We start from the raw sequence: 21,857 nt of genomic DNA, 5'->3' as shown, positions 1-21,857 counted from the left end.
GGGCCGGCACCGGGTTCGCGCCGATGACGCTGCGACGGGCTGCTGCGCGGCCTTTTCTTTGCCGCGGCAGCCGCTTAACCTCGGCCCGAACGGGCGGCGGCACGGCGCCTTCGCGAAATCCCCGCGTCCCGCGCCCGAAGTCCCGTTCCCGAAACCCGCCCGCCGCCCCCGGCGGGCCAAGCCCGAGAGACGGTCAGGCCAGTGATGTTTTCCGTGCTGCCCCTTCTTGCCGGCCTGCTGTTCTTTGCCGCCTCGCTCACGCCCTCGCTGATCCCGCGGGACTGGCTGATGCAGGGCGTGCTGGCCGGGGTCTCGATGGCGGCGGGCTATGTGATGACCCAGTTCCTGCTGGCGCTGTGGCGGGCGCTGGAGCTGCCGGTGCTGAAGGGCCGGCCGGCGCGCATCGCCCATGCGGTGCTGGCCGTGCCGGTGCTGGTGCTGCTGGGCCGCGGGGTGATCCTGTCGGGGGAATGGCAGAACAGCATCCGCGCCCGCATGGGCATGCCGGACCTGGAGGTGAACAACACCGCCAAGATGCTGGCCCTGGCCTTGGCGGTGTTCCTGGCGCTGTTCGTGATCGGCAAGGCGATCCAGGCGCTGTTCGACCTGCTGCGGCTGCGTCTGGCGCGCTATATCCCGGTGCGCAGCGCCAATGTGCTGGGCCTGCTGCTGGCGGCGCTGATCGTGGTGACGCTGACCCGCGACGGGGTGGTGAACGGGGCGATGCGCATCGCCGACAGTTCCTATGCCGCGGCCCAGCACCTGACCGACCCGAATGTCCCTCCGCCCGCCGAGCCGTGGCAGGCCGGCTCGGTCGCCTCCGGCATCGACTGGGAGCTGATGGGCAAGCCGGGGCGCGACTTCGTGCTGGGCGGGCCGCGCGCCCGCGCCATCTCGGGCTTCACCGGCCGGCCGGCGAAAGAGCCGCTGCGCATCTATGTCGGCCTGGCGCAGGACAAGGACCCGGAGGTGCGCGCCAAGGCGGCGCTGGACGAGATGCTGCGCGTGGGCGCCTTCGACCGCAAGGTGCTGGTTCTGGCCAGCCCCACGGGCACCGGCTGGATGGATCCGGCCAGCTATGACGCGCTGGAATACATGCATGGCGGCGACGTGGCGACGGTGGCGGTGCAATATTCCTATCTGCAAAGCCCGCTGGCCCTGATCTTCGAGACCGAGGCCGGGCTCGACCAGACCACGGCATTGATGCGCGCGGTCTATGAACATTGGCGCCACCTGCCGGCGGACCGCCGGCCGCGCCTGTATCTGCACGGCATATCGCTGGGCGCCTGGTCGTCCATGTATGCCTTCAACCCGTTCCAGATGATGAACGAGCCGGTCGCCGGCGCCTTCTGGGTCGGGCCGCCCTTCCCCTCGACGCTGTGGCGGCAGGCCAACGGCGCGCGCCAGCCCGGCAGCCGCTTCGTCCTGCCCGAACTGGATGAGGGCGAGGTGATCCGCTATGCCAGCCAATACGCGCCGCCCGACCGTTCGGGCCGGCCCTGGGGGCGGCTGCGCATCCTGTTCCTGCAATATGCCAGCGATCCGATCGTGTTCTACGATCCGGCCTCGCTGTGGCGGGCGCCGGAATGGATGCGCGAGGCGCCGGCGCCCGATATCTCGCCCCGGCTGCGCTTCACCCCGGTGGTGACGCAGCTGCAGCTGGCGGTGGACATGCTGGTTTCGACCTCGGCGCCGCCGGGCTTCGGCCATACCTATCACGCCCGCGACTATATCGACGGCTGGATCGCCGTCACCGCGCCCGAGGGCTGGACGGCAGCCGATACCGAAAGGCTCAAAGCGATCTGCGGCCGGGACGGAAGGCTCGGATGCGCAAACGGCTGATCCTCGCGCTGGCGATGCTGGGGCTGGTGGCGCTGGCGCTGGGGCTGAACACGGCGCGCAACTATGCCGGCTGGCAGCCCGCGACCGAGACCCCGGACGAGCGGCTGGCCCGGCTTGAGCCGCATTGGCGCATCCTGCGGCCCGAGGGTCCCGGCCCGCACCCCGCCGCGGTGCTGCTGTCGGGCTGCGACGGGGTGCATGACAACATGGATTATTGGGCGCGGCAATTCGTGGCCATGGGCCGGGCGGCGCTGATCCTCGACAGCCATGCGCCGCGGCTGCTGGACAAGGCGCAGGCCTGGCGCGCGCTCTGCGCCGGGCAGGTGCTGCCGGGGGCCGAACGCGCCGGAGACCTGGCCGTGGCGCTGGCGGCGCTGGGGCGGATGCCGGACATCGACGCCTCGGACGTGGCGCTGCTCGGCGCCTCGCATGGCGGTTGGACGGCGATGGAACTGCTGCGCGCACTCGGCGAGGACGAGCCGCCGCCCGGCCTGACCGCATGGCCCATCCCGCGCGACAGCCTGGCCGCGCAGCTTGGCCCGGTGGTGCTGCTTTACCCCTATTGCGGCCTCTTGAACGGCGCCGCAAAGGGGCCCTGGCCCGGCCATGTGCGGGGGCTGATGCTGCTGGCCGAGCTGGATTCGATCATCGATTCCGCCGATTGCCAGAGGATGGGCAAGGATCTGGTCGCCCGGGGCGCGCATCTGGCCGTCATCACCTATCCCGGCATCAATCACGGCTTCGACCAGCGCGAACGCTCGTCGCTCTCGCCGCTGGAATTCGACGCGCGGGCGCGGGCGCGCGCCACCCGCGACATCCGCGCCTTCATGCAGGGTTTTGCCGCGCCGGCGCCCGGGATATGAGGTCCCGACACAAGGAGGGCAGAGATGCGCGTCGTCTTCATGGGCACACCCGATTTCTCGGTCCCGGCGCTGCGGGCCATCGCCGCGCGGCACCAGGTCGTCGCGGTCTATTCCCAGCCGCCCCGCGCGGCGGGGCGCGGGCAGAAGCCCCGCCCCTCGCCCGTGCATCGCGCCGCCGAGGAACTGGGCCTGCCGGTCCGCACGCCCGAGCGGCTGAAAGCGCCGCAGGACCAGGCGGATTTCGCCGCGCTCGCCGCCGATGTGGCGGTGGTGGTGGCCTACGGGCTGATCCTGCCGCCGCCGGTGCTGGAGGCGCCGCGGCTGGGCTGCCTGAACATCCACGCCTCGCTTCTGCCGCGCTGGCGGGGGGCGGCGCCGATCCATCGGGCGATCATGGCCGGCGACGCGGAAACCGGCGTCGCCATCATGCAGATGGAGGCGGGGCTGGATACCGGCCCGGTGCTGGCCGAGGCGCGCACGGCCATCGGCCCCGGGGACACCACCGCCGACCTGCACGACCGGCTGGCCGAGATGGGTGCCGCGCTGATCGTCGAGACCCTGCACCGCCTGCCCCTGCCCGCCCGGCCGCAGCCGGCCGAAGGCGTGACCTATGCGCAAAAGATCGACAAGGCCGAGGCGCGGATCGACTGGACCCGGCCGGCGGCGCAGGTGGACCGGCAGATCCGCGGCCTCTCGCCCTTTCCCGGCGCCTGGTGCCTGATCGGGGGCGAGCGGGTGAAACTGCTGCGTTCGCGCCTTGCCGCCGGTTCTGGCGCGCCGGGCCGGGTGCTGTCGGGCTTCACCATCGCCTGCGGCGAGGGCGCCATCGAGGTGCTGGAGGCGCAGCGCGAGGGCAAGCGCCCGATGCCGGCGGCCGAGATCCTGCGCGGCATGAGCCTGCCCGAGCGGCTGGACTGACGGCATTGTAGCAAATCCGCCACAACTTTCGGTTGTTGAGCCCCGCGCGGGCCGTTCCGCGCAACCCCATGTTAACCTTTCCCTGTCAGGCCGGGTGCGAGGCTTTTCGATCCGGCGATCCCGAAAGGGCCTGAAAAGGGGGACGACTATCATGGAAAACCTGATCCGGGTGATGGCCGCTCACTGGTGGGTGCCGCTGCTGCGCGGCATCGCGGCGATCCTGTTCGGCCTGATGGCGCTGATCTGGCCGGGGCTGACCGTCTATGCACTGCTGCTGGTCTTTGGCGCCTATGCGATCTTCGACGGGGTGATGGCGATCGTCACGGCCTTCCGGCGCAAGGCAGCGGATGACCGCTGGTGGGCCTGGGCGCTGGACGGCGTCCTGTCGATCCTCATCGGCCTGATGGCGCTGTTCTGGCCCGAGGCGACGGCGCTGGCCTTCATCCTCTGGATGGCCGCCTGGGGCGTGGTCGCCGGCGTCTTCCGCATCATCGCCGCCATCCGGCTGCGGGACGAGATCGAGGGCGAATGGGCGCTGGGGCTCAGCGGCTTGCTGCTGGTCGTCTGGGGCGTGCTGATGGCGCTGGTGCCGGCCGCAGGGCTCTTGGGCATCGCCTGGCTGATCGGCCTCTTCGCGCTGCTGATCGGCGTGGCGATGATCGTGCTGGCCTTCCGGTTGAGGGGGTTGCGGACGGCCTAGGTTGCGCGGTTGCCGGAGTATTTGGGAAACGGTGAAATGGTCAGGTGCCGCGCGGCTTGGCGCGGGTGGTCGGGTCGGCCTCAGCCGGGTTTTCCGGCCAGGGATGGCGCGGATAGCGGCCGCGCATGTCCTTCCTGACATCGCCGTAGCCCCCGGCCCAGAAGCCGGGCAGGTCTGTGGTCACAGCGACGGGCTTGCCGCCGGGCGACAGCAGGGTGATGCGCAGGGGCCGGTTGCCGACCACCGGATGGCGCGACAGGCCGAACAGTTCCTGCAGCTTCAGCTCGACCGAGGGTGTCTCGTGGTCGTAGTCGATGGGCACCCTGCGGCCCAGCGGCGTGACGAAATGCGCCGGCGCCGCCTGGTCCAGCCGGCGCTGGCCGTCCCAGCCGATGCGCGCCTTCAGCGCCTCGGCCAGGTCCAGCCCGCGCAGGTCGGCCAGAGTCCGGGCCTTGCCCAGCCAGGGCAGCAGCCAGTCGGGATCGGCCAGCAGGCTGTCGTCATCGACCGGGCCGAGTTCCGGGATCAGCGCGATCCGCGCCCGCAGCCGCGCGGCGCCGGGGCTCCAGGTCAGCCCGTTGGCCCGCAGCCCCTCGAAGGCGGCGCGGGCCAGCGCCTGCAGGTCGGGATCGTCCAGCGCCCGGTCGGCAAGCGCCAGCGCGCCAAGGCGTTCCTGCCGCCGCGCGATGACGCGGTTGTCGCGGCGGGACCATTCCACCAGCTCGGCGGTCTCGATGCGGTCGGGGAACAGGGCGCGGATCTCGTCCTCACGCACCGCCACCGCCATGCGGATGCGGGCCTCGCGCGTATCGCCATCGAGGTCGGTGGCCACGATCAGCCGCTCGGCGGTCAGCGCGTCGCCCTCGGGCAGGATCGCGCCCTTGCCGCCCGACAGCACATAACGCGGCTGCCCGCCCTTGCGGCGCAGCCCGATGCGGTCGGGATAGGCCAGCGCCGCCATGGCGCCGGGCGAGAGGCCCGCGCCCTCGCCCGCCATGCGGCGCAGGCGCTTCGCCTCGTCGCGGATGCGGTGCAGCGTGCCGGGATTGACCGGCCAGGGGTGGCGGTCCTGATAGGCGCGCAGGTCGCGGATCGCCGCCAGCCGCAGGGTCAGGTCGGCGGGGGCGCCGGTCAGCGGGTCGCGCTCAGCCATCAGCGCGGCAAGGTCGGAGGCCTCGCGCCCGGCCGTGACCAGCATATGCGCCAGCCGCGGATGCAGCGGCAGCGGCGCCAGACGCCGGCCGTGCGGGGTGATGCGGTTGCCGCCATCCAGCGCGCCGAGGTCGCGCAGAAGCGCCCGCGCCTCGGAAAGCGCCGCTTCGGGCGGCGGGGTCAGGAAGGCGAGGTCGCGCCCGTCCGAACCCCAGATCGCCAGCTCCAGCGCCAGCCCGGCCAGGTCGGCCACGGCGATCTCGGGCGGGGCGAAGGCGGGCAGCGCGCCTTCTTCGGCCCGCGCCCACATGCGATAGCAGATGCCCGGCGCGACGCGGCCGGCTCGGCCCCGGCGCTGCTCGGCCTCGGCGCGGCTGACGCGCTCGGTCACCAGCCGCGACATGCCCGAGCCGGGATCGAAGCGCGCCCGCCGCGCCCGGCCGGCATCCACCACCACCTTCACGTCGGGAATGGTCAGCGAGGTTTCCGCGATCGCGGTCGCCAGCACGATCCGCCGCCGCCCGCCCGGGGGTTGCAGGGCGGCGCGCTGCGCCTTGAAATCCATGGCGCCATAAAGCGGCAGCACCTCGGCAGCGACGTCCAGCATGGCCTGGACGCGGCGGATCTCGCCCTCGCCCGGCAGGAAGGCCAGGATGGTGCCGCCGGTGTCGCGCGTCGCCGCCTCGGCCTGGGCAATCAGCCGCGCCGCCTCGGGCACCAGCCGGGCGCCCGCAGGCAAGGGGCGGTCCAGCCAGCGCGTCTCGACCGGGAAGGCGCGGCCTTCCGAGCGGATGACCGGCGCGCCCTCCATCAGCGCCGCGACCGGCTCGGCATCCAGCGTCGCCGACATCACCAGCAGCGCCAGGTCGGGCCGCAGCGCCTGCCGCGCCTCCCATGTCAGGGCCAGGCCAAGGTCGGCGTTCAGGCTGCGCTCGTGGAATTCGTCGAAGATCACGCAGCCGACGCCGGAAAGCTCGGGGTCGGACTGGATCATCCGGGTCAGGATACCCTCGGTCACCACCTCGATGCGGGCGCCCGGCACCGCCTCGCCGCGGATGCGATAGCCGACGGTGCGGCCCAGCGGCTCGCCCAGCGTCTCGGCCATGCGCTCGGCCGCGGCGCGGGCGGCGAGGCGGCGCGGCTCCAGCATGACGATACGGCCGGGGATGGCGGGCAGCAGCGCCAAGGGCACGCGGGTGGTCTTGCCCGCCCCCGGCGGCGCCATCAGCACGGCGCGGCCATGCGCGGCCAGCGCGGCGGTCAGGTCGGGCAATACGGCGTCGATGGGCAGATCCATGCCGCCTTATGGCAAAGCGCCGTCGGGGCGAAAAGAGGTGCCCCTACACATCCGCCGCCGGCCTGCCTATCTTGACCCGGCCAAAGCGAGGGACGGAATGGGTATCGCCGACGATCTGATGCAGGGCCTGGGCATCTCGGACCCGGTGATCCGGCTGGGGGTGACGGGGCTGTCGCGGGCCGGCAAGACCGTGTTCATCACCTCGCTGGTGGCGAATCTGCTGGATCGCGGGCGCATGGCGGCGCTGCGGGCCGCGGCCGACGGTTCGCTGAAGGCGGCGTGGTTGCAGCCGCAGCCCGACGACACCGTGCCGCGCTTCGATTACGAGCGGCATCTGGCGGCGATGACCGGCCCCGACCCGCATTGGCCCGAGGGCACCCGCCATGTCAGCCAGCTGCGCCTGTCGCTGCGCATCCAGCCGCGCGGGCTGATCGCCGGCTGGCGCGGCCAGCAGGTGCTGCATCTGGACATCGTGGACTATCCGGGCGAGTGGCTCTTGGACCTGCGGCTGATGGAGAAGGATTTCGACCAATGGTCGCAGGAGGTACTGGACCGCATGGCCGGCCGTCCGGGGGCCGAGGATTTCCGCGCCGCGCTGGCCGCCACCGACCCGGCCCGCTTTGACGAGACGGCGGCGCAGGCGCTGGCCGCGTCCTATACGAGGCACCTGCACCTGGCGCGCGAGGCGGGCTGGTCGGACTGCACGCCCGGCCGTTTCCTGATGCCGGGAGAGCTGGACGGCTCGCCGGCGCTGACCTTCACGCCGCTGCCGCACGAGATGCGGGCGACGCCCCTGGGTCGTGAGTTCGCGCGCCGTTTCGGAGCCTACAAGGCGCGGGTGGTGAAGCCGTTCTTCCGCGACCATTTCGCCCGCATCGACCGGCAGGTGGTGCTGATGGACGTGCTGGGCGCCATCCATGCCGGGCCGCAGGCGGTCGAGGACATGCGCCGCGCCATGGCCGACATCCTGACCGCCTTCCGCCCCGGCCGCGCCGGCTGGCTGGCGCAGCTGCTGGGCTCGCGCCGGGTGGGGCGGATCCTGTTCGCCGCGACCAAGGCCGATCACCTGCACCACATCCAGCACCCGCGCCTGACCGCGATCACCGCCGCCATGCTGCGCGAGGCCCGCGACCGCGCCGATTTCTCGGGCGCGCGGACCGAGGCCATGTCCATCGCCTCGCTGCGCACCACCACCGAGGAGATGATCCGAGAGGCAGGCGAGGAGCTGCCCGCGGTGCGCGGCACGCTGATGGACGGGCGGCAGGCGGCCTTCTATCCGGGTGAGTTGCCCGCCAATCCGGCCGAGCTCTTGGTGCCGGCAAGCCAGGGCGCGACGCGCTGGCTGGAGGGCGATTACGCGATCATGGATTTCGCCCCGGCCCCCGGCACGCTGCGGCCGGGCGACGGGCCGCCGCATATCCGGCTGGACCGCGCGGCCGAGTTCCTGATCGGCGACAGGCTATAGGAGAGCGCCATGGCTGAACCTCCGAAACGGCGCGGGCCGGTGCTGAAGGAGATGGGCGAGGCGCAGGGCGAACAGGCCGCGGCCGCCAGCCCCGCGCAGGCGCCGGGCGCCGCCCCGAGTCCTGGTGCCGGACCGGAGCGGCCCGGTCCCCTGGCCGTGGCTCCGACCCGCCCCGACCAGCGCGACCGCAAGGCGCCGCGGGCCGAGTGGCGCGAGGGCGAACCCGCGCCCTCGCCCGCCGATGCGCCGATGATCGACGACGGGCTGGCCCCGCCCTTGCCGCAGCCGCGCACCATGCAGCTTGTCGCCCGGCTGGTCGGGCGCGGGCCGTCGCGGCTGACGCGCTTCTTCATCAATACCGGGGTGGCGCTGTTCACCTTTCTGCTGTCCGTGGCGGCGCTGCGCTACCTGACCGGCCTGCTGAACAGCTATCCGCTGCTGGGCTGGATCGGCATCGCGCTGATGGTGCTGTTCTGCCTCGCGGCGCTGGGGATGGCGTTTCGCGAATACCGCGCCTGGTCGCGCTTTGCCGCCATCGATGGCATCAACCGCGAGGCCGGGGCGGCGCTGGCCTCGGGTGACCTGAAGGCCGCGCAGCATGTGGTGGCGCGGATGGAGAGCCTGTATCGCGGCCGGCCGGAGCTGGAATGGGGCCTGACCCGGCTGCGCGAGCGCAAGCCCGACGCCTATGATGCCGAGACGCTGATCGCGCTGGCCGAAACCGAGTTGCTGGCCGCCCTGGACCTTGAGGCCCGGCGCGAGATCGAGGCCGCCGCCCGCACCGTCGCTGCCGCCACCGCGCTGATCCCGCTGGCGCTGGCCGACGTGATCGCGGCGCTGGCGGCGAACCTGCGCATGATCCGCCGCATGGCCGAGATCTATGGCGGCCGCGCCGGCGCCGTCGGCGGCTGGCGGCTGGCGCGGACGGTGATGACGCATCTGATCGCCACCGGCGCCGTCGCCGCCGGCGACGACCTGATCCATACCGTGGCCGGCGGCGGCCTGCTCGCCAAGGTCTCGAAACGCTTCGGCGAGGGGGTGGTGAACGGCGCCCTGACCGCCCGCGTCGGCATCGCGGCGATGGAGGTCTGCCGGCCGCTGCCCTTCCTGCACCAGCCCCGGCCCCGGGTCGGCAACCTGATCGCGCGGGGCCTGAAGGGGCTCTTCGGCGAGGAGGAGGCGAAGTAGCCGCGGGTTGCGCCGCCGCGTGAGTATTTGGGAAACGGTGAAAGGCGGCGACATCCGGGCAGCGGCACGGTCGCATGAGCATTTGGGGAGCGAAGAAGGCGAGTTCTTTCCCGGCCGCGTCTGGCGTATTGATGGGGCATGAGATCGCGCCGCTTCGCCCTGTCGCTGATGGCTGCCGTCCTGGTCCTGGGCATCGGGGCCGGGGCGCGGGATCGCTTCGACGCCTGGGTCGATGCCACCGCTCTGCCCCGGCTGGAGGTGCCGGTCGGGGTCGAGGTCGCGGCGCGGGACGGCACGCTGCTGCGGGCGTTCCAGGTCGCGGACGGGCGCTGGCGGCTGGCTGCGGGGCCGGTCGATCCGCTGTTTCTCGACATGCTGATGATCTGGGAGGATCGGCGGTTCCGCCGCCATGCCGGGATCGATGCGCGGGCGCTCTTGCGCGCCGGCTGGCAGGCGGCGCGGCATGGGCGGGTGGTCTCGGGCGGCTCGACCCTGACCATGCAGGTGGCGCGGCTGATCGAGGAGGGGCCGACCGGGCAATGGGCCGGCAAGGCGCGGCAGATGCGGCTGGCGCTGGCGCTGGAGCGTCGGTTGGAGAAACGCGGGATCCTGGAGCTTTACCTGCGCCTTGCCCCCTATGGCGCCAATGTCGAAGGGGTCCGCGCCGCCAGCCTGCAATGGTTCGGCAAGGAGCCGCGGCGGCTCTCCCCCGCCCAGGCGGCGCTGCTGGTGGCGCTGCCGCAATCGCCCGAGACCCGGCGACCGGACCGTTTCCCGCTGGCCGCCAAGGCGGCGCGGGACCGGGTTCTGGGGCGGGCGGCGCGGGCCGGGCTGATCTCCGATGCCGACGCGCGGGCGGCGATGGAGGAGCCGGTGCCACGGATGCGCCGCGCCTTTCCGGCGCTGGCGCCGCTGCTGGCGGCGCGGCTGGTGCGGGAAAACCCCGGCGCGGCGCGGATCGAGACCACCATCGACGCGCGCCTGCAGCGCCGGGCCGAGGAGCTGGCCTCGCGCGCCGTGCGCAGCGCCGGGCGGCGGCTCTCGGCGGCCGTGGTGCTGGCCGATCACCGGACGGGCGAGATCCTGGCCGAGGTCGGCGCGGCGGACTGGACGGATGGCGCCTCGGCCGGTTTCGTGGACATGGCGCGGGCCTGGCGCTCTCCGGGCTCGACGCTGAAGCCCTTCGTCTATGGCCTCGCCTTCGACGACGGGCTGGCGCATCCCGAGACGCTGGTCGAGGACCGGCCCACCGCCTTCGGCCGCTGGCAGCCGCAGAATTTCGACCATCATTTCCGCGGCACCGTCAGCCTGAGGAACGCGCTGATCTGGTCGCTGAACATTCCGGTGGTGAAGCTGGCCGAGGCGGTGGGGCCGAACCGCATCGCGCAGGCGCTGCGCCGGGGCGGGGTCGAGCTGCGCCTGCCGGGCGAGGTGCCGGGGCTGGCCATCGTGCTGGGCGGCGCCGGCGTCACGCTGGAGGGGCTGGCCGAGGGCTATGCGGCACTGGCCCGGGGCGGGCGGGCCGTCACGCTTTCGGCCCTGCCGGGCGGGGGCGAAGAGCGGGCCGCACCGATGTTCGGCCCGGTCGCGGCCTGGCAGGTCGGCCATATCCTGAGCCAGAACCCCGCCCCGCATGGCGCGCGGTTGCGGCCGATGGCCTATAAGACCGGCACCTCCTACGGGCATCGCGACGCGCTGGCGGTGGGATTCGACGGGGCGCGGGTCGGCGCGGTCTGGCTGGGGCGGCCCGACGGCACGCCGGTGCCCGGCGCCTTCGGCGGCGAGCTGGCGGCGCCGGTGCTGTTCGACCTGTTCGATGCCCTGCCCGCGGTGGCGCTGCCGCCGCCTCCGCCGCAGACGCTGACCCTGCCGAACAGCGCCCTGCCCCTGCCCCTGCGCCGCTTTGCCCCGCCGGGCGCGGCCAGCGCCATGGCGGCCCGCCCCGCCAGCCCCGATGCGCTGCGCCTGACCTATCCGCCGGACGGGGCCGAGATCGAGGCGCAGGGGCCGCTGACCGCCAAGGCGCGGGGCGGGCGCGGGCCCTGGACCTTCCTTCTGAACGGCGCGCCCGCCGCCATCGCCCAGCCGCAACCCATGGCCAGCCTGCCCCATCCCGGCCCGGGCTTTGCCGAATTGACGGTGGTGGATGCGGATGGCGCCTCGGCGACTGCGGCAATACGGCTTCACTGACGCAATTTGCGCGTTTCGTGATTCGCTTGACCTTTTCTTAACCGGGATTTGCGACATATTCGCATCATGCTGCGCATCAACGACCAGATCACCATCCAGGAATGGGAGCTGTCCGAACAGTTCACCCGCTCGCAGGGGCCGGGCGGGCAGAACGTGAACAAGGTCGAGACCGCCGTGGAGCTGCGCTTCGAGGCCGAGCGTTCGCCGCACCTGGCCCCGCCGGTCAAGGCGCGGCTGAAGCGGCTGGCCGGGCGGCGCTGGACCCAGGACGGCGCGGTGCTGATCCGGGCCGAGGAAACCCGCAGCCAGGCCCGCAACCGCGAGCTGGCGCGCGAGCGGCTGGCCGAGCTGATCCGCCAGGCGCTGGTCGCGCCGCGCAAGCGCATCCCGACCCGTCCGACGCTGGGCAGCCAGCGCCGCCGGCTGGCCGCCAAGACCCAGCGCGGCGAGGTCAAGGCGGCGCGGGGCCGCATCCGCGACGCGGAGGATCCGGCATGATCGTCGAGTTCCGCGAAAGGCTGGCGCGGCTGATCGGCCGGCGCCCGCCCGACATGCAGGTCGCGGCGCTGTGCCTGAACGAGACGACCGGCGACGTGCTGCTGGTGACCAGCCGCGGCACCGGGCGCTGGATCGTGCCCAAGGGCTGGCCCATGCCCGGCCGCAGCCTGGCCGATGCCGCCCGGCAGGAGGCATGGGAGGAAGCCGGCGTCCGCGGCCGCGTCGGCGAGGCCGAGATCGGCCGCTATCACTATGACAAGGATCAGGATCGCGGCTTCGCCATCCCGGTCGAGGTGCGGGTCTTTCCGCTTTACGTCGACGGGCTGGAACGGGATTTCCCCGAGGCGCATGAGCGCAAGCGCCGCTGGTTCACGCCCGAGGATGCCGCCCGCATGGTGGCCGAGACCGGGCTGAAGCAGTTGCTGCGCGGCCTGCCCGCGGCCAAGCGCCGGTCCCCCCCGGAATGAGGCGCGAACCCCGCGAATACCGCACGCTCGACAAGGACCTGAGCCGCGTCACCAATACCGAGCGGGCGGTGCTGCATTCGGCGCGGCCCCTGCTGCGGCTGGGGCTGGCGCTGATCTTCATCGCCGCCGCCAGCTATGTCGGCACCGGCTTCTTCGCCGGCCAGCCGGCGATCGGCATCCTGGCGGCCGGCATGGCCGTCGCCGCCTATCTGGCGCTGTCGATCGGCGGCAACGACGTGGCGAACGCGCTGGGGCCGGCGGTGGGGGCGGGCGCCATCGGCATGACCGCCGGCCTGCTCTCGGTCGCGGCGATGGAGGTGCTGGGCGCGGTCATCGCCGGCAGCGCCGTCACCGCCACCCTGACCGAGGGTCTGGTCGGCAGCACGCTGGGCGCGGGCGAGGCGACGGCGCGGATGATGCTGGCGGCGCTGCTGGCGGCGGGCAGCTGGATCAGCCTGGCCACCTGGCTCGGCGCGCCGGTCAGCACCACCCATTCCGTGGTCGGCGCCATCGCCGGGGCGGGCATGGCGAGCTTTGGCCTGGGGGCGGTGAACTGGCCGGCCATGGCGATGATCGCCTTCGGCTGGATCGTGTCGCCGCTGGTCTCGGGCCTGGCGGCGGCGGGGCTGATGGCGCTTCTGCGCGGCCTGGTCCTGGACCGCGGGGACCGCGTCGCCGCCGCCCGCATCTGGATGCCGGTGATCGTCGGGCTGGCCTCGGCCATGCTGGCAGGCGTGGTCGAGCTGGCCTGGCAGGGTTCGGGGCTGGCGGCGAACGCGGTGCTGGTGCTGGCCTGCGGCACGCTGGGCTGGGTCTATACGCGGCGGCGCATCGACCGGCTGTCGCGGGGCGGGGGCGGCGGACGGCTGGCGATGAAGCAGCTTCTGGCGGTGCCGCTGGTCGCCGCGGCGCTGGTGATGGGCTTTGCCCATGGCGCGAACGACACCTCGAACGTGGCGGCGCCGCTCACCATCATCCTCGACAGCATGTCGGCGGGCGGGGACAACGCCTTGCGCGGGCGGCTGGTGCTGCTGCTGGGCGGGCTTGGCATCGCGCTGGGGGTGCTGCTGTTCGGGCGGCGGCTGGTGCATATGGTCGGCAGCCGCATCACCCGGCTGAACGCCTCGCGCGCGCTTTGCGTGTCGCTGGCGACGGCGGCGACGGTGCTGGGGGCCTCGCTGCTCGGCCTGCCGGTCTCGACCACCCATGTCGCGGTGGGCGGCGTCTTCGGGATCGGCTTCTATCGCGAATGGCGCGACCGGCGACTGGCGGCCGGCCACGCCCCCCTGCCGGCCGAGGAACGCCGGCGGCGGCATCTGGTGCGCCGCTCCTACATGCGGATGATCCTCGGGGCCTGGCTGATCACGGTGCCGGTGGCCGCGACGCTGGCCGCCGCGCTGGTCTGGATCGGCGGGTTCTAGGGCCGCCCCCTCCCGGGGAAAGCGCCGTTCCCCCGAGCATCGTCCGGGCCGAAAGGCGCCCCGAAGGACCAGCCCCGCCTGCGCGCAGCCGATCCGGGCCGCGACCTGCCCGCCGACCCTCGGCCCCCGGCCGGCCTTGCCGCCCGCTTCCCCCCTCAGGCCCGGCGCAGCGCCGCCTCGCCCGCCGCGCGGGTCTCGGAGAGCGTGGCGGTGGCGCTCAGCGCCTCGGGGTCGAGCATCAGCTCCAGCACCGCCAGCGTTCCGGCGGCCTGCGCGCGGGCGAAGGCCTCGGCGAAATCCTCCTGCCGCTCGACCCGCTCGCCGTGACCGCCATAGGCGCGGGCCAGCGCCGCGAAATCGGGATTGGCCAGCGCCGTGCCCGAGACGCGGCCGGGATAGCTGCGTTCCTGATGCATGCGGATCGTGCCGTAATGGCCGTTATTCGCCGCGATGACGATGACGGCCGCGCCATGCTGGGCGGCGGTGGAAAGCTCGTTCACCGTCATCTGCAGGCAACCGTCCCCGGCCATGCAGACCACGATGCGATCGGGATGCTGCAGCTTGGCGGCGATGGCGGCGGGCAGACCGTAGCCCATCGAGCCGGAGGTCGGCGCCAGCTGCGTGCCCCAGCGGCGGAAGCGGTAATAGCGATGGATGAAGGCCGCATAGTTCCCGGCGCCGTTGGCGATGATCGCGTCGGGCGGCAGATGGTCGGACAGCCAGCGCATCACCGCCTCCATCCGCACCGCGCCGGGGGTGGGCCGGGGCTGCTGCCAGGCCTCGTAACCCGCGCGCAGCCCGGCGGTCCAATCGTCCCAGCGCCGTGGTGCGGGCAGCGCCGCCAGCGCCGCCACCACCGCACGCGGATCGGCCACCAGCCCCGGATCGGGCCGCCAGAGATGCCCCAGCTCGTCCGGCGAGGGATGGACGTGGATCACCCGCGCATGCGGGCGCACCGGGTCCATCAGCTCATAGCCGCGGGTCAGCGTGTCGCCCAGCCGCGAGCCCAGCGACAACAGGCAATCCGCCTGCGACAGCGCCTGCCCCAGCGCCGGGCTCATGCCGACGCTCAGGTCGCCGACATAGTTCGGATGCGCATTGTCCATATGCCCCTGGCGGCGGAAGGGCACCGCGACCGGCAGGCCCCAGCCTTCGGCGAAGCGCGCCAGGTCGTCGGCGGCGGCCTGCGACCACAGCGTGCCGCCCGGCACCACCAGCGGCCGCTCGGCCCCGGCCAGCGTCTGCGCGATGACGGCGACGGATTCGCCGGCGACGGCGGAAAGCGGCGGCACGGCAGGGGCCGGGTCCGGCACCTCGGCCCGGGCGGAAAGCATGTCCTCGGGCAGCGCCAGCACCACGGGACCGGGCCGGCCCGACATGGCAAGATGGAAGGCGCGCGAGACATATTCCGGGATGCGCTCGGTCTGGTCGATCTCGGCCACCCATTTCGCCAAGGGGCCGAACATGGCGCGGTAATCGACCTCCTGAAACGCCTCGCGGTCGCGGTCGGCGCGGGCGATCTGGCCGACGAACAGGATCATCGGCGTCGAATCCTGCCGCGCCACATGCACCCCGGCACTGGCATTGGTCGCGCCCGGGCCGCGGGTGACGAACGCCACGCCCGGCCGCCCGGTCAGCTTGCCCTGCGCCTCGGCCATCATCGCGGCGCCGCCCTCGTGCCGGCAGACGACATTCTGGATGCCCGAGGCGTAAAGCCCGTCCAGCACCGCCAGAAAGCTTTCACCGGGGACCGAGAACACCCGCCCGACCTCGTTCGCCTTCAGCGCATCGACCAGAATCTGCCCGCCATGCCGCATTGCCGCTGCCTCCCTGCTTTTTCCTTCCGGGCAGTCTGGGCCAGCTTGCGCGGAACTGGCAAGATGGCGCCGGTCAATCGAGGTCGAACATGCCGCCGCCATCGGTCCTTTTCGTCTGCCTGGGCAATATCTGCCGCTCGCCGCTGGCCGAGGCCGCACTGCGCGCCGCCGCCAAGCGTGCGGGCGCGGGGCTGCTGATCGATTCGGCCGGGACCGGCGACTGGCATCTGGGCCATGCTCCGGACCGCCGTGCGCAGGCGGTGGCGGCGCGGGCCGGCATCGACATCTCGGCCCTGCGCGCCCGGCAGGTCGCGGCCGAGGATTTCCGCCGCTTCGACCATATCGTCGCCATGGACCGGCAGAACCTCGCGGACCTGCGCCGCATCGCGCCGCCGGACGGGCGGGCGCGGCTGTCGCTGCTGCTGGACCATGTGCCGGGCCGCGCGGGGCAATCGGTCGCCGACCCCTATTTCGGCGAGGCGGCGGGTTTCGAAGCCACCTGGCGCGACGTGACCGCCGGGACGCAGGCGCTGCTGCGGCTGCTCCTCGGGCCGGATTGAGGCCCGGGCTTTACAGGCGCGGCGCCCGGCTCTATCTCTGCCCGATCATGGCCACGAAATCCGACCCGAACTACAAGATCATCGCCGAGAACCGCCGGGCGCGCTTCGACTACTTCATCGAAAGCGATCTCGAGGTCGGCATCGTGCTGACCGGCTCCGAGGTGAAAAGCCTGCGCACCGGCCAGTCGAACATCGCCGAAAGCTATGCCTCGGTCGAGGATGGCGAGCTGTGGCTGATCAATTCCTATATCGCCGCCTACAAGCAGGCCGGCGTCTTCGGGCATGAGGAACGGCGCCGCCGCAAGCTGCTGGTCTCGCGCAAGGAACTGGCCCGCCTCTGGCAGGCGGTCGGGCGCGAGGGCATGACGCTGGTGCCGCTGGTGATGTATTTCAACGACCGCGGCATGGTGAAGCTGAAGATCGGCGTCGCCAAGGGCAAGAAGGTCGCCGACAAGCGCGAAACCGCCGCCAAGCGCGACTGGAACCGGCAGAAACAGCGTTTGCTGAAGCAGGGTTAAGCCTTGCCGCCCCGCGCGGCTGCGGTTACATCGGTGTCGTTTCTGCGCGCGCGGGGGGAAGGCCGATGTCCACCGATTCCGACGATCCGAAAGTGCTGGTCTCGACCGGCTGGCTTGCGGCCCATCTGAACGATCCCGACCTGCGCATCATCGACGCCAGCTGGTTCCTGGAACCGGGCCGCGACGCCCGGGCCGAATACATGGCCGCGCATATCCCCGGCGCCCGCTTCTTCGACATCGACGAGATCGCCGACAAGCGCAGCGAACTGCCGCACATGGCGCCGCAGCCCGAGATGTTCATCAGCCGCATGCGCGCCATGGGCATCGGCGACGGCCACCAGGTCGTGATCTACGACAATTCGCCGGTGCGTTCGGCGGCGCGGGTCTGGTGGACCTTCAAGCTGATGGGCAAACAGGACGTGGCGGTGCTGGACGGCGGTTTCGGCAAGTGGCTGGCCGAGGGCCGCGAGACCGAGGACATGCCGCCGATCCTGCGCGACCGTCACATCACCGTGCAGCGCCAGGCGGCGCTGGTGCGCGACGTGACCCAGGTCGCCGCCGCCAGCAAGCTGGGCGATCACGAGATCGTCGATGCCCGCTCGCCCGAACGCTTCCGCGGCGAGGCGCCCGAGCCGCGCCCCGGCCTGCGCTCGGGCCATATCCCCGGCTCGAAAAGCCTGCCCTTCGGCAAGCTCTACAACCCGGACGGCACGCTGAAGGCGCCCGACGCGCTGCGCGCCGAGTTCGAGGCCGCCGGGGTGGACCTGTCGAAACCCGTCATCACTACCTGCGGCTCGGGGGTGACGGCGGCCTCGCTGTTCCTGGCGCTCGAACGCATCGGGCACCGGGACCACTCGCTTTATGACGGAAGCTGGGCCGAATGGGGCAGCTTCCCCGACCTTAAAATCGCAACCGGAGACGCGTGATGCTGGGCAATCTGAAACCGCAGGCCCCCGACAAGATCCTGGCCCTGATGGGCGAATTCAAGGCCGATCCCCGCCAGGGCAAGATCGACCTGGGCGTCGGGGTCTACAAGGATGCCAGCGGCCATACCCCGATCATGCGCGCCGTCCGCGCCGCCGAACAGCGGATGCTGGAGACCGAGACCACCAAGACCTATGCCGGCCTGTCGGGCGAGCCCGATTTCCAGAAGGCCATGGCCGAGCTGATCCTCGGCGACCTCCACAAGCCCGAGACCACGGCGGCGCTGGCCACGGTCGGCGGCACCGGCGCCATCCGGCAGGCGCTGGAACTCGCGCGCATGGGGAATCCCGACCTGCGGGTCTTCGTCTCCGACCCGACCTGGCCCAACCATGTCTCGATCATGAATTTCATGGGCCTGCCGGTGCAGACCTACCGCTATTTCGACGCCGAGTCCCGCGGCGTCGATTTCGAGGGCATGAAGGCCGACATCTCGGCGGCGAAAAAAGGCGATGTGGTGCTGCTGCACGGCTGCTGCCACAACCCGACCGGCGCCAACCTGACGCTGGAGCAATGGGCCGAGGTCGCCGGGATCCTGGAAAGGACCGGCGCGCTGCCGCTGATCGACCTGGCCTATCAGGGCTTCGGCGACGGGCTGGAAGAGGACGCGGCCGGCACCCGGCTGATCGCCTCGCGCATCCCCGAGGTGCTGATCGCCGCCTCCTGCTCCAAGAACTTCGGCATCTACCGCGAACGCACCGGCTGCCTCTTGGCGCTTTGCGCCGATGCGGCGACCCGCGACCTGGCCCAAGGCGCCATGGCCTTCCTGAACCGGCAGACCTATTCCTTCCCGCCCTTCCACGGCGCCAAGATCGTCTCGACCGTGCTCAACACGCCGGAGCTCCGCGCCGACTGGATGGCCGAGCTGGAGGCGGTGCGCGGCGGCATGCTCAAGCTGCGCGAGCAGCTGGCGGGCGAGCTGCGCGACCTTTCCGGCTCCGACCGTTTTAGTTTCGTGGCCCGGCATCGCGGCATGTTCTCGCGCCTCGGCGCCACGCCCGAGCAGGTCAAGCGCATCAAGGAGGAATTCGGCATCTACATGGTGGGCGATTCGCGCATCAACATCGCCGGGCTCAACCAGGACACCATTCCGATCCTGGCCCGCGCCATCATCGAGGCCGGGGTCTGACCCCCTCGCCGGCACCGACCCGCTGAACCCGCGACCGCCGGCCCGCCCGGCGGTTCGCCATGTCCGGCCCCGCGCCGAAAGCCCCGGCTTTCTCTGTTTTCCAAATACCCTGGGGTCCGGGGCAAAGCCCCGGTCCGGCGGTGCCGCCGGGCGGCCGCTCAGCCCTTCCGGCCCAGCTTGCGGTCGATATAGTCCCGCAATTCCTCGATCTCGGTCAGGCTTTCGCGCAGCTGCCCCTGCGCCGCCCGCAGCTCCGCCTCGGCAGTCGAGAGCCGGGCGACCAGATCGGCCTCGCGCGTTTCCAGCTCGTCCACGGCGCGGTCGCGCGCCTCCTCGGCCTCGTGCAGCTGCTGGGCCATGTTCTCCAGCTCGCCCATCTCGGCGCGGGTGACGCGGGACAGGCGGTGGATCAGCCAGCTTGCGAACCAGCCCAGCATGAAGGCGGCGAACAGGATGATCGCGGTGGCGAGGATGAATTCGGTGCGGTTCATGCAGAGGCTTCGGGCAAGAGGTTGCGGATCAGGGCTCGGAAGGCGCTTCCGGGCGCGGCAGCGGGCGGTTGACATGCAGCGCATCGCGCGCCGGCATGGTCGCGGCCTCGACCGCGGCGCCCTGCAGCGCCTCCAGCGCCGGGCGGGTGGCGGCCTCGATGGGCTCGACCGCCTCGCCGGGCGGCGGCAGCAGGCCGGCGGCCGGCAGGGTGGCGGCCCGCAGCGCCGGCAGTTCCGGCAGCGCGGCCTCTTGCGCCGGCCGGCTGGCGACGCGCGCGGGATCGACGCCCGACAGCAGCAGCCGCACCGGTTCGGTCGCGGCGAACAGCGCCGCCTCGGGATCGGTCGGCACGCCAAGCGCCGGACCGATGGCGGCGGTCGCGGCATGGCGCGCGGCAGCCGCGGCCCGGGCCGCCACCGCCTCGGGGCTGTCGGTCACCCCCTTGACCAGCGCGGCCGGTTCGGGCGCCTCGGTCACCACCGGATCGTCGGCCAGCAGGGTGAATTCGATGCGCCGGTTGGCCTCGCGCCCGGCCTCGGTGTCGTTCTCGGCAATGGGCTGGCTTTCGCCATAGCCCTTGGCGGTCAGGTTGGCCGTGTCGATACCCGCCTCGGTCATCGCCGCCAGCACCGCCTGCGCGCGCGAGCGTGACAGTTCGGCGTTGAACGCCTCCGAGCCCTGCGAATCGGTATGGCCGCCGATCTCGATGCGGAATTCCGCGCAAGGCTGCATGGTCTCGGCCAGCCGCGCCAGGGTCGGGCCGGGATCGCCGGCGATGACCGACTTGTTCGGCTCGAAGCCGATCTCGGATTCCTGCATCGCGGCGTTCAGCCGGTCCACGCATTCGACGCCCGAAGGCAGGCCCAGAAGCGGGTCCATGCGCCGGTCATAGCGGATCGCCAGCTCGTAGCGCGCGCCGGCCCCCAGCCGCTGCGCCAGCCGCGCCGCCACCCCGTCCGAGGCGGTCTGGTTGCCCGAAACGCCGCTGATCCGCACCAGATCGCGGCTCACCGTGGCATTGCCGCGCTCCAGCCCGTCCAGCGCCTCAAGCGCGGCGATGGCGCGCAGGGTCCAACCCTCGGGCACCGAGGCGTCGGTCCGCAGGGCGCTGTCGACCTGCCCGAACCGCGCCCGGGCCAGGCTTTCCACCGCGTCGCGCATGCGCTCGTCGGTGATGCGGCCGCGCAGGCTGACGCCGCCCGGATCGACCACGGCCGAGAACTCGGCCGGCCCCGCCTCGGCCTCGCCGGGCTTTTCGTGCCGGGCGCTCAGCGTGAAGGCCGGGGGCAGCGCCGCCTCCAGGCGACCGACCGCCTCGTCGAAGCGCGCGGCCTCGACCTCGGCGGGGGCGAACAGCGCCACGTCGGTGTCCGAAAGCGTGACCGAACCGGCCCCCAGCGCCTCGATGGCGCGGATCGCGGGCACGGCGGCATCGGCCCAACGCGGCGAGGGCGCGCCAAGGCCCAGCGTGCATTGCGGCTCGCCCGGCACGCCGGCCTCGCGCCCCGCCTCCAGGATGCGGTCGCGCGCAGTTTCGGTATCGGCGGCGCAGGCATCGAAGCGGGTGCCGGTCGCATCCTTGACGAAGCGCAGGGTGAAGGGCGCGATCAGCGGGCGCGGCGCGGTGACATCGGCCACGAGCGTCACCGCCGCGGGCTTGGCGCGGTTCAGCGCCGCCTCGAGCTCGCGCTTTTCGCGCGGGCTGTCGGTGAGGGCACGGATCGAGACCTCGCCCGCCGCGATCGAGACCTTGGCCCGTTTGGCCAGCTGCGCGGCCTTGAGGCCGAAGGCAAAGGCGTCCTCCCAGCCCTCGGGGACAGGGTAGTCGGCGCTCTCCATCAGGTCCGAGACCTCGGCCGCGCCGGTCTGGCGCTTCAGCCGCTCGACCAGCGACGGGCGGTCCAGACCGGCGGGCACCAGGCCGATGATGGAAATGCCCTCGTCATTGCGCAGAAGCTCGATCTCGAAGGCGGGGGTGGCGCGCTCGGCGCTGGCCGCGACCTGCATCTTGTCGACCACCCGCCCCGCATCGACCACCGTCGCGGCCCGGGCGCGGGCGCGGAACCGCTGCACCTCGTCGGGCGCGATCCCCTCAAGCTGGACCTGCAGCCCGTCGGTCCTGACCTGCAGCCAGTCGTAATCGGCCAGCGCCGCGCGCAGGTCCTGGGCCGTGCTGGTCTCGATGAAATCGGCGGCCGCGCGGGCGCCCAGAAAGGACAGGCCGCCGGCCGCGACAAGGGCGATCAGGCTGGCTGCGACAAGGGAACCCCGGCGCGCGGTGCGCCTTGCGGTTCGCTGGGGATTGGCCATCAGGGGGACCTTCGGGCTGTTTCCGACCCGCCGCATGTAATGCCTGCGC

General features: G+C 72.3%; 18 protein-coding genes. 14 read left to right on the top strand and 4 right to left on the bottom strand.

Annotated elements, in window-relative coordinates; all coding sequences use genetic code 11:
• Window positions 1-204: 204 nt before the first annotated feature.
• The 4 genes from PARJ55_RS0112755 (at window position 205) to PARJ55_RS0112740 (ending at window position 4,323) form a co-directional block, all read left to right on the top strand.
• Entirely contained in the window at window positions 205-1,842 is a 1,638-nt protein-coding gene (locus PARJ55_RS0112755; RefSeq protein WP_028713407.1) for an alpha/beta-hydrolase family protein, read from the top strand.
• A complete protein-coding gene (locus PARJ55_RS0112750; RefSeq protein ID WP_028713406.1) occupies window positions 1,827-2,705 on the top strand; it encodes a dienelactone hydrolase family protein in 879 nt (292 codons plus the stop codon). The genes PARJ55_RS0112755 and PARJ55_RS0112750 overlap by 16 nt, the downstream gene beginning before the upstream one ends.
• Window positions 2,706-2,729: 24 nt before the next feature.
• Entirely contained in the window at window positions 2,730-3,623 is an 894-nt protein-coding gene (gene fmt, locus PARJ55_RS0112745) for a methionyl-tRNA formyltransferase (protein WP_028713405.1), read from the top strand.
• Between the two features lie 151 nt (window positions 3,624-3,774).
• A complete protein-coding gene (locus PARJ55_RS0112740; RefSeq protein ID WP_028713404.1) occupies window positions 3,775-4,323 on the top strand; it encodes an HdeD family acid-resistance protein in 549 nt (182 codons plus the stop codon).
• A gap of 40 nt (window positions 4,324-4,363) precedes the next feature.
• Here PARJ55_RS0112740 and hrpB read toward each other — a convergent pair whose 3' ends face one another.
• A complete protein-coding gene (gene hrpB / locus PARJ55_RS0112735) occupies window positions 4,364-6,772 on the bottom strand; it encodes an ATP-dependent helicase HrpB (RefSeq protein ID WP_028713403.1) in 2,409 nt (802 codons plus the stop codon).
• Window positions 6,773-6,869: 97 nt separating this feature from the next.
• On the opposite strand from hrpB, the gene PARJ55_RS0112730 reads away from it, so the two are divergent.
• From PARJ55_RS0112730 to PARJ55_RS0112705, 6 genes are all read left to right on the top strand, one after another.
• A complete protein-coding gene (locus PARJ55_RS0112730; protein ID WP_028713402.1) occupies window positions 6,870-8,237 on the top strand; it encodes a YcjX family protein in 1,368 nt (455 codons plus the stop codon).
• Between the two features lie 9 nt (window positions 8,238-8,246).
• Complete coding sequence (locus PARJ55_RS0112725; RefSeq protein WP_028713401.1) at window positions 8,247-9,425, top strand: YcjF family protein; 1,179 nt, start codon at window positions 8,247-8,249, stop codon at window positions 9,423-9,425.
• 138 nt (window positions 9,426-9,563) lie between these two features.
• Entirely contained in the window at window positions 9,564-11,615 is a 2,052-nt protein-coding gene (gene pbpC, locus PARJ55_RS0112720) for a penicillin-binding protein 1C (RefSeq protein ID WP_028713400.1), read from the top strand.
• Between the two features lie 66 nt (window positions 11,616-11,681).
• Window positions 11,682-12,113 (top strand): alternative ribosome rescue aminoacyl-tRNA hydrolase ArfB, encoded by a 432-nt coding sequence (arfB, locus tag PARJ55_RS0112715; RefSeq protein WP_028713399.1) that lies wholly within the window; start codon window positions 11,682-11,684, stop codon window positions 12,111-12,113.
• A complete protein-coding gene (locus PARJ55_RS0112710; RefSeq protein WP_028713398.1) occupies window positions 12,110-12,580 on the top strand; it encodes an NUDIX hydrolase in 471 nt (156 codons plus the stop codon). Before arfB ends, PARJ55_RS0112710 begins: the two co-directional genes overlap by 4 nt.
• Window positions 12,577-14,001, top strand: a complete 1,425-nt coding sequence (locus PARJ55_RS0112705; RefSeq protein WP_028713397.1) for an inorganic phosphate transporter — start codon at window positions 12,577-12,579, stop codon at window positions 13,999-14,001. The genes PARJ55_RS0112710 and PARJ55_RS0112705 overlap by 4 nt, the downstream gene beginning before the upstream one ends.
• A gap of 155 nt (window positions 14,002-14,156) precedes the next feature.
• Here the strand turns inward: PARJ55_RS0112705 and PARJ55_RS0112700 are convergent, their stop codons facing one another.
• The gene (locus PARJ55_RS0112700) at window positions 14,157-15,818 is read right to left on the bottom strand and encodes a thiamine pyrophosphate-binding protein (RefSeq protein ID WP_028713396.1); all 1,662 of its coding nucleotides are present in this window, start codon (window positions 15,816-15,818) and stop codon (window positions 14,157-14,159) included.
• Window positions 15,819-15,907: 89 nt separating this feature from the next.
• On the opposite strand from PARJ55_RS0112700, the gene PARJ55_RS0112695 reads away from it, so the two are divergent.
• From PARJ55_RS0112695 to PARJ55_RS0112680, 4 genes are all read left to right on the top strand, one after another.
• Complete coding sequence (locus tag PARJ55_RS0112695) at window positions 15,908-16,378, top strand: low molecular weight protein-tyrosine-phosphatase (RefSeq protein ID WP_028713395.1); 471 nt, start codon at window positions 15,908-15,910, stop codon at window positions 16,376-16,378.
• A 47-nt stretch (window positions 16,379-16,425) separates the two neighbouring features.
• Complete coding sequence (smpB, locus tag PARJ55_RS0112690; RefSeq protein WP_028713394.1) at window positions 16,426-16,896, top strand: SsrA-binding protein SmpB; 471 nt, start codon at window positions 16,426-16,428, stop codon at window positions 16,894-16,896.
• A 65-nt stretch (window positions 16,897-16,961) separates the two neighbouring features.
• Window positions 16,962-17,822: a 3-mercaptopyruvate sulfurtransferase gene (gene sseA / locus PARJ55_RS0112685; RefSeq protein WP_028713393.1), complete on the top strand. Its 861-nt coding sequence runs from the start codon at window positions 16,962-16,964 to the stop codon at window positions 17,820-17,822.
• Window positions 17,822-19,006 carry an amino acid aminotransferase gene (locus PARJ55_RS0112680; protein WP_028713392.1) on the top strand — a complete coding sequence of 395 codons (1,185 nt, stop codon included), beginning with the start codon at window positions 17,822-17,824 and terminating at the stop codon, window positions 19,004-19,006. The genes sseA and PARJ55_RS0112680 overlap by 1 nt, the downstream gene beginning before the upstream one ends.
• A 158-nt stretch (window positions 19,007-19,164) precedes the next feature.
• On the opposite strand, the gene PARJ55_RS0112675 is transcribed toward PARJ55_RS0112680, so the two are convergent.
• Both PARJ55_RS0112675 and PARJ55_RS21975 read right to left on the bottom strand, forming a co-directional pair.
• Window positions 19,165-19,497, bottom strand: a complete 333-nt coding sequence (locus tag PARJ55_RS0112675) for a hypothetical protein (protein WP_028713391.1) — start codon at window positions 19,495-19,497, stop codon at window positions 19,165-19,167.
• Between the two features lie 28 nt (window positions 19,498-19,525).
• Complete coding sequence (locus PARJ55_RS21975; RefSeq protein WP_232215701.1) at window positions 19,526-21,808, bottom strand: OmpA family protein; 2,283 nt, start codon at window positions 21,806-21,808, stop codon at window positions 19,526-19,528.
• Between the last annotated feature and the right edge of the window lie 49 nt (window positions 21,809-21,857).

Source organism: Paracoccus sp. J55 (assembly GCF_000513975.1).
Lineage (GTDB): Bacteria > Pseudomonadota > Alphaproteobacteria > Rhodobacterales > Rhodobacteraceae > Paracoccus.
This window is presented reverse-complemented; position numbering and strand designations above follow the sequence as displayed.

What these genes read in the sequence shown, in the direction of transcription:
- PARJ55_RS0112755 (WP_028713407.1), top strand. Translation starts at nt 205, where the DNA reads ATGTTTTCCGTGCTGCCCCTTCTTGCCGGCCTGCTGTTCTTTGCCGCC.
- PARJ55_RS0112750 (WP_028713406.1), top strand. Translation starts at nt 1,827, where the DNA reads ATGCGCAAACGGCTGATCCTCGCGCTGGCGATGCTGGGGCTGGTGGCG.
- fmt (WP_028713405.1), top strand. Translation starts at nt 2,730, where the DNA reads ATGCGCGTCGTCTTCATGGGCACACCCGATTTCTCGGTCCCGGCGCTG.
- PARJ55_RS0112740 (WP_028713404.1), top strand. Translation starts at nt 3,775, where the DNA reads ATGGAAAACCTGATCCGGGTGATGGCCGCTCACTGGTGGGTGCCGCTG.
- hrpB (WP_028713403.1), bottom strand. Translation starts at nt 6,772, where the DNA reads ATGGATCTGCCCATCGACGCCGTATTGCCCGACCTGACCGCCGCGCTG.
- PARJ55_RS0112730 (WP_028713402.1), top strand. Translation starts at nt 6,870, where the DNA reads ATGGGTATCGCCGACGATCTGATGCAGGGCCTGGGCATCTCGGACCCG.
- PARJ55_RS0112725 (WP_028713401.1), top strand. Translation starts at nt 8,247, where the DNA reads ATGGCTGAACCTCCGAAACGGCGCGGGCCGGTGCTGAAGGAGATGGGC.
- pbpC (WP_028713400.1), top strand. Translation starts at nt 9,564, where the DNA reads ATGAGATCGCGCCGCTTCGCCCTGTCGCTGATGGCTGCCGTCCTGGTC.
- arfB (WP_028713399.1), top strand. Translation starts at nt 11,682, where the DNA reads ATGCTGCGCATCAACGACCAGATCACCATCCAGGAATGGGAGCTGTCC.
- PARJ55_RS0112710 (WP_028713398.1), top strand. Translation starts at nt 12,110, where the DNA reads ATGATCGTCGAGTTCCGCGAAAGGCTGGCGCGGCTGATCGGCCGGCGC.
- PARJ55_RS0112705 (WP_028713397.1), top strand. Translation starts at nt 12,577, where the DNA reads ATGAGGCGCGAACCCCGCGAATACCGCACGCTCGACAAGGACCTGAGC.
- PARJ55_RS0112700 (WP_028713396.1), bottom strand. Translation starts at nt 15,818, where the DNA reads ATGCGGCATGGCGGGCAGATTCTGGTCGATGCGCTGAAGGCGAACGAG.
- PARJ55_RS0112695 (WP_028713395.1), top strand. Translation starts at nt 15,908, where the DNA reads ATGCCGCCGCCATCGGTCCTTTTCGTCTGCCTGGGCAATATCTGCCGC.
- smpB (WP_028713394.1), top strand. Translation starts at nt 16,426, where the DNA reads ATGGCCACGAAATCCGACCCGAACTACAAGATCATCGCCGAGAACCGC.
- sseA (WP_028713393.1), top strand. Translation starts at nt 16,962, where the DNA reads ATGTCCACCGATTCCGACGATCCGAAAGTGCTGGTCTCGACCGGCTGG.
- PARJ55_RS0112680 (WP_028713392.1), top strand. Translation starts at nt 17,822, where the DNA reads ATGCTGGGCAATCTGAAACCGCAGGCCCCCGACAAGATCCTGGCCCTG.
- PARJ55_RS0112675 (WP_028713391.1), bottom strand. Translation starts at nt 19,497, where the DNA reads ATGAACCGCACCGAATTCATCCTCGCCACCGCGATCATCCTGTTCGCC.
- PARJ55_RS21975 (WP_232215701.1), bottom strand. Translation starts at nt 21,808, where the DNA reads ATGGCCAATCCCCAGCGAACCGCAAGGCGCACCGCGCGCCGGGGTTCC.